At 66.9% G+C, this 8152-nt stretch carries 6 protein-coding genes; all 6 read right to left on the bottom strand.

Annotated elements, in window-relative coordinates; translation table 11 throughout:
- A partial coding sequence (locus HZB86_09200) for an efflux RND transporter permease subunit (GenBank protein MBI5905708.1) occupies window positions 1–3190 on the bottom strand: 3190 nt, incomplete at its 3' end.
- Entirely contained in the window at window positions 3187–4803 is a 1617-nt protein-coding gene (locus HZB86_09195; protein ID MBI5905707.1) for an efflux RND transporter periplasmic adaptor subunit, read from the bottom strand. The genes HZB86_09200 and HZB86_09195, both read right to left, overlap by 4 nt.
- Window positions 4800–5996, bottom strand: a complete 1197-nt coding sequence (locus HZB86_09190; protein ID MBI5905706.1) for a TolC family protein — start codon at window positions 5994–5996, stop codon at window positions 4800–4802. The genes HZB86_09195 and HZB86_09190 overlap by 4 nt, the downstream gene beginning before the upstream one ends.
- Before the next feature lie 261 nt (window positions 5997–6257).
- Window positions 6258–6500, bottom strand: a complete 243-nt coding sequence (locus HZB86_09185) for a hypothetical protein (GenBank protein ID MBI5905705.1) — start codon at window positions 6498–6500, stop codon at window positions 6258–6260.
- On the bottom strand, window positions 6497–7231 hold the full coding sequence (locus HZB86_09180) for an ABC transporter ATP-binding protein (GenBank protein MBI5905704.1): 735 nt from the start codon (window positions 7229–7231) through the stop codon (window positions 6497–6499). The genes HZB86_09185 and HZB86_09180 overlap by 4 nt, the downstream gene beginning before the upstream one ends.
- A 35-nt stretch (window positions 7232–7266) precedes the next feature.
- Window positions 7267–8152 (bottom strand): ABC transporter permease (locus tag HZB86_09175; protein ID MBI5905703.1); only part of this gene is annotated, 886 nt, incomplete at its 5' end.

Below are 8152 nucleotides of genomic sequence, written 5' to 3'. Positions count from 1 at the left end.
CGATCCGCTTCATGACGTCGGAACCGGCGGAGGTGGACCACATGATCGGCAGCAGCCCCATGAACGCCGCGGCCACCGTCATCATCTTGGGACGGACCCGCTTCACGGCGCCGTGGATGATGGCCTCGTCGAGCTCCGCGAGGCTCCGCAGCAGACCCTTCTTCTTCGCGTCGTCGTAGGAAAGATCCAGGAACAGCATCATGAACACCCCGGTCTCCGCGTCCAGCCCCATGAGCGCGATCATCCCGACCCAGGCGGCGATGGAGACGTTGTAGCCGAGGATGTAGAAGAGCCAGATCGCGCCGATGGCCGAGAACGGCACGGCGAGCATGACGACCGACGCCTTGAACGCGCTCCGAGTGTTCATGTAGAGAAGGACGAAGATCAGCACCAGCGTCACCGGGATGACCATCTTGAGCCGCTCGCGGACGCGGATCATGTTCTCGTACTGGCCGCTCCACTGGAGCACGTAGCCCGGCTTGAGCGAGATTTTCGATGCGACGATCTTCTTCGCCTCCTCGACGTAACTTCCCACGTCGCGTCCGGCGATATCGACGTAGACGTAGCCGGCCAGGAAGCCGTTCTCGTCGCGGATCATCGCCGGCCCCTGCAGCATCCTGACGTCGGCGAGCTGGGCGATGGGGACCTGCGCCCCCATCCCGACCGGGACCAGCACCCGCCCCAGCCGGTCGAGATCCTCCCGCAGCTCCCTCGGGTAGCGCAGATTCACGGGATACCGCTCCCTCCCCTCGATCGTCGTGGTGATGTTCTCGCCTCCGACGGCGCTCATGATCACGTCCTGCAGCTTCTCGACCGTGAGGCCGTACCGGGCGAGCTGGTCGCGTTTCGGCTCGATGTCGATGAAGTAGCCGCCGGTCACGCGCTCGGCGAACACGCTGCGGGTGCCTGGAATATCCTTCATGACATGCTCCAGGTGCTCCCCGATCCGCTGGATTTCCGCGAGGTCGCTGCCGTACACCTTGATGCCGACCGGCGTGCGGACGCCGGTCGTCAGCATGTCGATGCGCGCCTTGATCGGCATCGTCCACGCGTTGGTGACGCCGGGAAAGCGGACGACGGCGTCCATTTTGGCCACGAGCTCGTCCCACGAGATGCGGTCGGGCCAGATGGGGCGGAAAACGGGCTTCAGGAAATCGGGCGCCCAATTCGAGTACCAGCGCTCCTTCGGGCTCCACTGCGACGGATCCTTCAGCACCACCGTGGTTTCCATCATCGAGAACGGGGCCGGGTCGGTGGACGTGTCGGCGCGTCCCGCCTTGCCGAAGACGCGCTCGACCTCGGGAAAGCTTTTCAGCAGCTTGTCCATGCGGATCATCAGGTCCTGCGCCTGCGCGACGGACAGCCCGGGCAGCGTCGTCGGCATGTACAGCATGGTGCCTTCGTTCAGCGGCGGCATGAATTCGCTGCCGAGCTTCATGTAGACGGGGATGCTCGCCAGCAACAGCGCCAGCGAGGCGGCGATGACCGTTTTCGGGCGGCGCAGCACGTAGCGGCACGCCGGCTCGTAGATGCGGAACAGCCTGCGGCTGATCGGGTGCCGTTCCTCGGAATAATATCTGCCGACGAAGGCGTGCGTGGCCAGCTTCGCGAGGAACTTCGGCCTGAAGACGTACGGGTCGATCCGGGCGAACATCATCCGCTGCGCCGGGTTGAGCGTGATCGCGAGGAGCGCCGCCAGCGCCATCGCCAGGTTCTTCGAATACGCCAGCGGCTTGAACAGCCGCCCTTCCTGGTCGACCAGCGTGAACACGGGGAGGAACGCCACGGCGATGACGAGCAGCGAGAAGAAGACCGAGGGGCCGACCTCCTTCAGCGCTTCGAGCCGAATCGAGTGGAAATCCCCCTTCCGCCCGCCGACGTCCCAGTGGTGGATCTTGTTGTAGGCGTTTTCCACCTCGACGATCGCCCCGTCGACCAGAACGCCGATCGAGATGGCGATGCCGGCGATGCTCATGATGTTGACCGTCACCCCCATGTAGTAGAGGGGGATGAACGACAGCAGCACCGAGACGGGAATCGTGATGATCGGCACCAGCGCGGACGGGGCGTGCCACAGGAAAACGAGGATCACCATCGCGACGATGATCATTTCCAGGATGAGCTCGTGCTTGAGCGTGTCGATCGCCCGTCGGATCAGGTCGGACCGGTCGTACGTCGGGACGAATTCGACCCCCTTCGGCAGCGAGGGCCCCAACTCCTTCATCCGCGCCTTGACCCCCTCGATGACGTTCAAGGCGTTCTCGCCGTGACGCATCACGACGATCCCGCCCACGTGGTCCCCGAGCCCGTCGAGGTCCGAGACGCCGCGCCGGATCTCGGGGCCGAACGCCACGCGGCCGATGTCCTTCAGCAGGACGGGAGCGCCGCCGGCCCCCGTCTTCACCACCACGTTTTCGAGGTCGGACGGCTTCTTCGTGTAGCCGCGCCCCCGGACCATGTATTCGGCGCCCGCGAACTCGATGAGGCGTCCGCCCACCTCGTTGTTGGACATCCGGATGGCATCGGCGACCATCATGAGCGAAATGCCGTAGGACGCCAGCTTGTTCGGGTCGACCGTAACCTGGTACTGCTTCTGGAAGCCGCCGATCGACGCGACTTCCGACACGCCGGGAACCGACTGGAGGGCGTACCGCAGCGTCCAGTCCTGGTACGAGCGGAGCTGGTCGAGCGAATGCGTGCCGGATCTGTCGACCAGCGCGTACTGGTAGATCCACCCCACGCCCGTGGCGTCGGGGCCCAGCTCGGTCTGCACCCCCTTGGGGAGCCGCGACTGGATCTTGGACAGGTACTCCAGCACGCGGGAGCGGGCCCAGTAGATGTCGGTGCCGTCCTGGAAGATCACGTACACGTACGAGAAGCCGAAGTCGGAGAAACCGCGGATCGCCTTGACGTTCGGGGCGCCGAGCAGCGCCGCCACGATCGGGTACGTCACCTGGTCCTCGATGATGTCGGGAGACCGGTCCCATTTCGAGTAGACGATGACCTGCGTGTCGGACAGGTCCGGAAGCGCGTCGAGACGGATTTCCCGGAAGGTGTAGACGGCGAGCACGCACAGCACCGCGACCCCCAACAGCGTCAGGTAGCGGTTCTCCGCGCAGAACCCGATGATGCGCTGGATGACGGTTTCCTTCACGGGCTCGCCGGGCGAACCCGCGCCGTGGAGGTTCATCGACCTCCTCCGTGTCCGGCGTGCCCCCCCTGACCCTGCGGCGGCGGTTGCGGTGTCGATTGCGGCTGCGGCTGCGAGGGCGCGGACGGGCCGCCGGTCATCTTCGTGAGCGCCGCCCGCAGCTTCGACTCGGAGTCGAGCAGGAAGTTGGCGCCCACCGCGACCTTCTCGCCCGCCTTCACGCCGGAGAGCACCTGCGCCTTCCCGTTCCCCCGGACGCCCACCTTCACTTCGCGCGGCTCGAAATTTCCGTCGCCCAGGTCCACGAACGCGATCTGGCGGACGCCGGTCTCGATCAGCGCCGAGTCGGGGATGACGACGCCGGTCACGCTGTGGAGGTCGAGCGAGACGTTGGCGTACATCTGCGGCTTGAGACGGAGGCCGGGATTGGGGAACTCGAACCGCACCTTGAGCGTCCGGGTCTCGGGCGAAAACGTGGGATAAATGAAGGCGACCCGCCCTTTTCGCTTCGTTCCCGGGTCGGCCGCCGTTTCGAGGAGGGCCGATTGCCCCACGCGCACCGACTGCGCCTCGTATTCGTAGAGGTCGGCGTCGATCCAGACGCGGGAGAGGTCGGTCACGGTGAGCAGGTCCATCCCCGGCATGACGCGCGACCCCTCGAAGATCTCCTTCCCCGTCACGTGGCCCGACACCGGCGCATTCAGCGTCACGGTGCGCCGCACGTTCCCCGTCCGCTCCAGTTCCTCGATGAAGCCGTCCGGCACGTCGAACAGCTTGAGTCGGGTCCGGGCCGCCTGGGCAAGACCCGAAGACATCTCCCGGGCGTCCCCGTACGGGCTCTCCTTCATCCGGTCCGCTCCCGTCCTGGACAACAGGTATTCCCGCTGCGCCGCCACGAGGTCCGGAGAGTAGATTTCGAGGAGCGGTTCACCCTTCGTCACGAGCTGCCCGGTGAAATTCGTGTGGAGCTTCTCGATCCACCCCTCGATCTTCGCCTGGACGCGCCGGACGCGCGTCTCGTCGGCCACGACCACCCCCACGGCGCGGACCGGGTGGCTGATCGCCTCGCGCGCCGCGGCCACGGTCTGTATTCCGGACACCCGCACCCGTTCCATCCCCACCTGGACGGCGGCGTACCCTTCGGGGAGGTTTCCGCCCCCTCCGCCCCCCTTCGTCTCGTCCTCGTACACGGGGACGTAATCCATCCCCATCTCGTCCTTGGCCGGCGTCTTCGACGTGACGTTCGGGTTCATCGGGTTGCGGTAGAAGAGGATCTTCCGGGGTCCGCCGGACGGCGCGGCGGCGGCCGGCCCGCCGGGAGCCTGCGTCCCCTCGATTTTCGTCAACGCCATCCCGCAGATCGGGCAGGTTCCCGGCTTGTCCGAGATGATGAACGGGTGCATGCCGCACGTGTACTTGTCGGCGGCCTTCGCGGTGTTGTCCCCCTCCGGGTGGGGATGGAGGAGGGCGTGGAAAGCCGGGACGTTGTAGAACGCGACGACCCCGGCGAGAAGGAGCGCCAGCACGGCGGAGAGGACGGGGAAGAACCGGGACTTCCTCCCACCCCCGGACCCCGGTGCGCCGGTCGAAGCTCCGTCCGCCGGGCTCTCCCCGGTTTCCTGCGGGATCCCTTCCTTCTTTTCGTCGCTCATCGTCCCCCTCCATAGAGTTCCCTGCCCACCGCCGCCTCCAGCCGCGCTTTCGTCATGTGCAGCTCGCCGACCATCCCCAGGTACTCCTTGCGATAATTGAGCGTCGCCATCAGGGAATCCATGAGCATCGGGAAGTCGATCTTCCCCACCTGGTACGCTTCGAGGTTGGACCGGACCGACTGCTCCGCCTGGGGGATCAGCGTCGTCCGGTACAGCTTCGCCACCGCCGCGAAATTCTCCATGGACGCCAGCGAGCCGCCGATCGCGTTGGCCGCCTCGGCGTCCAGCGTTTCCCCGTCCCGGACCGCCATGTCCCGCTCGGCCGCCATGGCGCGGATCCCCGGCTCGATCTTCTCCTTCTTCCAGACGGGGAGCGTCATGGACACCATCGCGGAGAACATGTCGGGACGCTTCGTCCCGTCGGGCATCTTGTCCCGCTGCATGTAGGAGGTTGAGACCTCGAAATCGGGCTTGTACTCGTGCTCCGCGTGGACGACCGCCAGTTTCCCCTTTTCGATCCGGGCCTGGATCGCCTGCCGCGCAGGCCGTTCCGCGGCGTAGATCGCGCGAAGATCGGAAGGGTTGTAGTCCAGGGAGAGCTCCGCGAGGTTGTCCAGCGCCGGAACCGGTTCGTCCGGCGGGAGCGCCGCGAGGGTGTTGAGGCGGATCGAGAGGACCTTCTCCCGATTCTCCAGCATCAGGAGCATCTCCCGCATCTTCTGGAACTCCACCTGCCCCCGCAGGACGTCCGGTTGCCTCCCCTTCCCTACCGAGAACATCTCCGTGGACACCTGCACGATCTGATCGAGGACGGAGCGAACCTGCCGCACCACTTCCGTCTGCGCGCGGGAAGTGGACAGCTCCGCGTACGCCATCTTGACATCCGCGCGGAGCATGTTCCGCATCTCCGCCAGATCGTATTCCGCCTGCTCCGCCTCCTTCCCGACGATCCGGACCGCGTGTTCCCGCTTCCCCGGGTATGGAATCATCTGGGAGAAGCCGATCTCCTTCCCCGTCATCTCCTCTTCGCGGAACGACAGGGTCCGGATCGGCACGTTGGTGATCGCGACCCACCCCTTCGGATCGTCCAGCGCCCCCGCGCGGATCGCCTCGTTCCGCTTCATCGTGATCCGCTGCCGCATCGACGCCAGCGACGGGTAGTTCGCCAGAGCCGCATCCACGTAGTAATTCACCGGGCGTACGGTTTCCGCCGCGAACAGCGGAGCCGGTACGTTCGACGCAGCAGCCATAGCCGCCAGGAGGAGGATTTTAAAGCTCCATCTCGCCGGGGACCGGCCCTCGCGCTTTGCGTTTCCGTCCATTCCGGCGTTTCCTTTCGGGAAAATCCGTCCTCGTCGCGCCATGTCACGTACTGTATACATCCAAACTTTCTCCCGATCCAACTAAAGCGGTCGATCGCTAACGGCAACCATTCCGAAAGGTTTCCCTCCGGATCATTTCCCTCCGGGCGGACAACAGGCGCCGCCGCATCCGCCCGATCCGGCCCCCGATCCCGCCGAATCCTGCCGGAACGCGCCGGAGCCGCCCAGCATGAGCGTCGCCGTGACGGACAGCACGACGGCCACGACGATGGCCACCACCCACGCCCTCCAGGAAGCTCCCGCCCGGACCGGCGCCGGGACGGCATTTTCCGCCGGCTTTCCCGGCACGCCCTGCAGACCGTCTTCCCCGCTCATCGCCCCCTCCCTTCCCTGTTCCCGCCCGGCGCGAGCCGCGGCGCCGCGAACAGGACGCGGTCCTCCTCGACGTACCCGTCGCGAAGCCGGATGGAGCGCGACGCGCGGTCGAGGATCGCCTTGTTGTGCGTGACCATGAGCACCGTCTTCCCCCGGCCCGAGAGTTCCGAGAACAGGTCGAGGATCTGCTCCCCCGTCGCGCTGTCGAGGTTCCCCGTCGGCTCGTCCGCCAGAAGGACGGGAGGATCGTGGGACAGCGCCCGGGCGATGGCCACCCGCTGGCACTCCCCCCCGGAGAGCTGCGACGGGAGGCGGTCCTCCTTCCCCGAGAGCCCCACGGCCGCAAGCAGCGCGTCGGCCCGCGCCCCCTTCTCTCTCGGCGCGGTCCGATCGGGCGACATGGGAACCATCACGTTCTCCCGCGCGGTCAGGTACGGAAGGAGGTGGTACGCCTGGAAGACGAACCCGATCGTCTCCCGGCGGAAGTCGGCGAGGGCGTCCGCGGCGAGGCGGGAGAGATCCGCGCCCCCGACCCGCACCGTCCCGCCCGTGGGGAGCTGCAGGCCGCCGAGGACCGTGAGCAGCGTGCTCTTCCCGGCGCCCGACTCCCCCGTGATGACCACGTATTCCCCCGGCCGGACTTCGAAGGAGACTCCGGCCAGCGCCGTCGCCCGGGTGCCGTTCACCCCGTAGACCATCGATACGTCCGTAAGCCGAATGATCGGTTCCATCGTTTCTCCAGTGCCCGTATTTCGCGCGTTTTCCGTCATAGCGTGCGGATCGCCTCCGTCGGCGAAAGGGCAGCCGCCCGGCGCGCAGGCGGGACGGCGCCGATCAGCCCCAGGACCAGCCCGGCGACGGCGCCGTACGCCGCCGGGGCGAGGACGACCGCCGGGTGCTCGATCCCGAACGCGGGGGAGGCCGCGTACGCCGCCGCGATGCCGGCCCCCGCCCCGAGGACGGAGGAGAAGAGCGACACCCAGCCGGTTTCCCAGAACAGCAGGGAGAGGATCGCACGGCGGCGGAACCCCACCGCCCGAAGGACGCCGATCTCGCCCGTCCGCTCCTGCACCCCGCCCATCACCGTCACCAGCACCATGAGCCCCCCGATCAGGAGGACGATCGCGGAGACGCCGAACCCGAGGCGCCGGAGCTGGTCGACCGCGGCCTTTCGGCTCTCGACCACCTGCCGGATGGCCGACACCCTCGCGCCCGGCAGGGCCTGGCCGATCTGCGCGACGATGTCCTCCACGGGGCAATCCTTGCACAGCGCCGCGACCTCGAAGAAGGTCACCCCCCCGGGAACCTTCGACAGCGCCTGCACGTCCGCGATGTCGGCGATGATCATCCCGTCTTCCTTCTCTCCCGTGGAACGGAGCACCCCCACGACGTGGAACAGCCGGTTCCCTGTCGTCACGATTCCACCGGGCCCTTTGTCGAGAACCGCGGCGGCATCGGCGCCGAGGAGCACTTCTCCCCGCTTCCGGATCGGGGAACCGTCGATCTTCCACCACGGCCGGGCGTCCGCCATTTCGGCGGAGGGAATGCCCATCCAGACGAGGTTCTTGCCGGAAGCGTCCGCCGTGGTCAGCAGGTACGGGACGATCGAGCGGATCCGGTCCCTGTGGTGGATCGACGCTATCTTCTCCTTG

Source organism: Deltaproteobacteria bacterium (assembly GCA_016234845.1).
GTDB lineage: Bacteria > Desulfobacterota > Deferrimicrobia > Deferrimicrobiales > Deferrimicrobiaceae > JACRNP01.
This window is presented reverse-complemented; position numbering and strand designations above follow the sequence as displayed.

Bases quoted from the DNA above. Each gene is read 5' to 3' on its own strand.
- HZB86_09195 (MBI5905707.1), bottom strand. From the start codon at position 4,803: ATGAGCGACGAAAAGAAGGAAGGGATCCCGCAGGAAACCGGGGAGAGC.
- HZB86_09185 (MBI5905705.1), bottom strand. From the start codon at position 6,500: ATGAGCGGGGAAGACGGTCTGCAGGGCGTGCCGGGAAAGCCGGCGGAA.
- HZB86_09180 (MBI5905704.1), bottom strand. From the start codon at position 7,231: ATGGAACCGATCATTCGGCTTACGGACGTATCGATGGTCTACGGGGTG.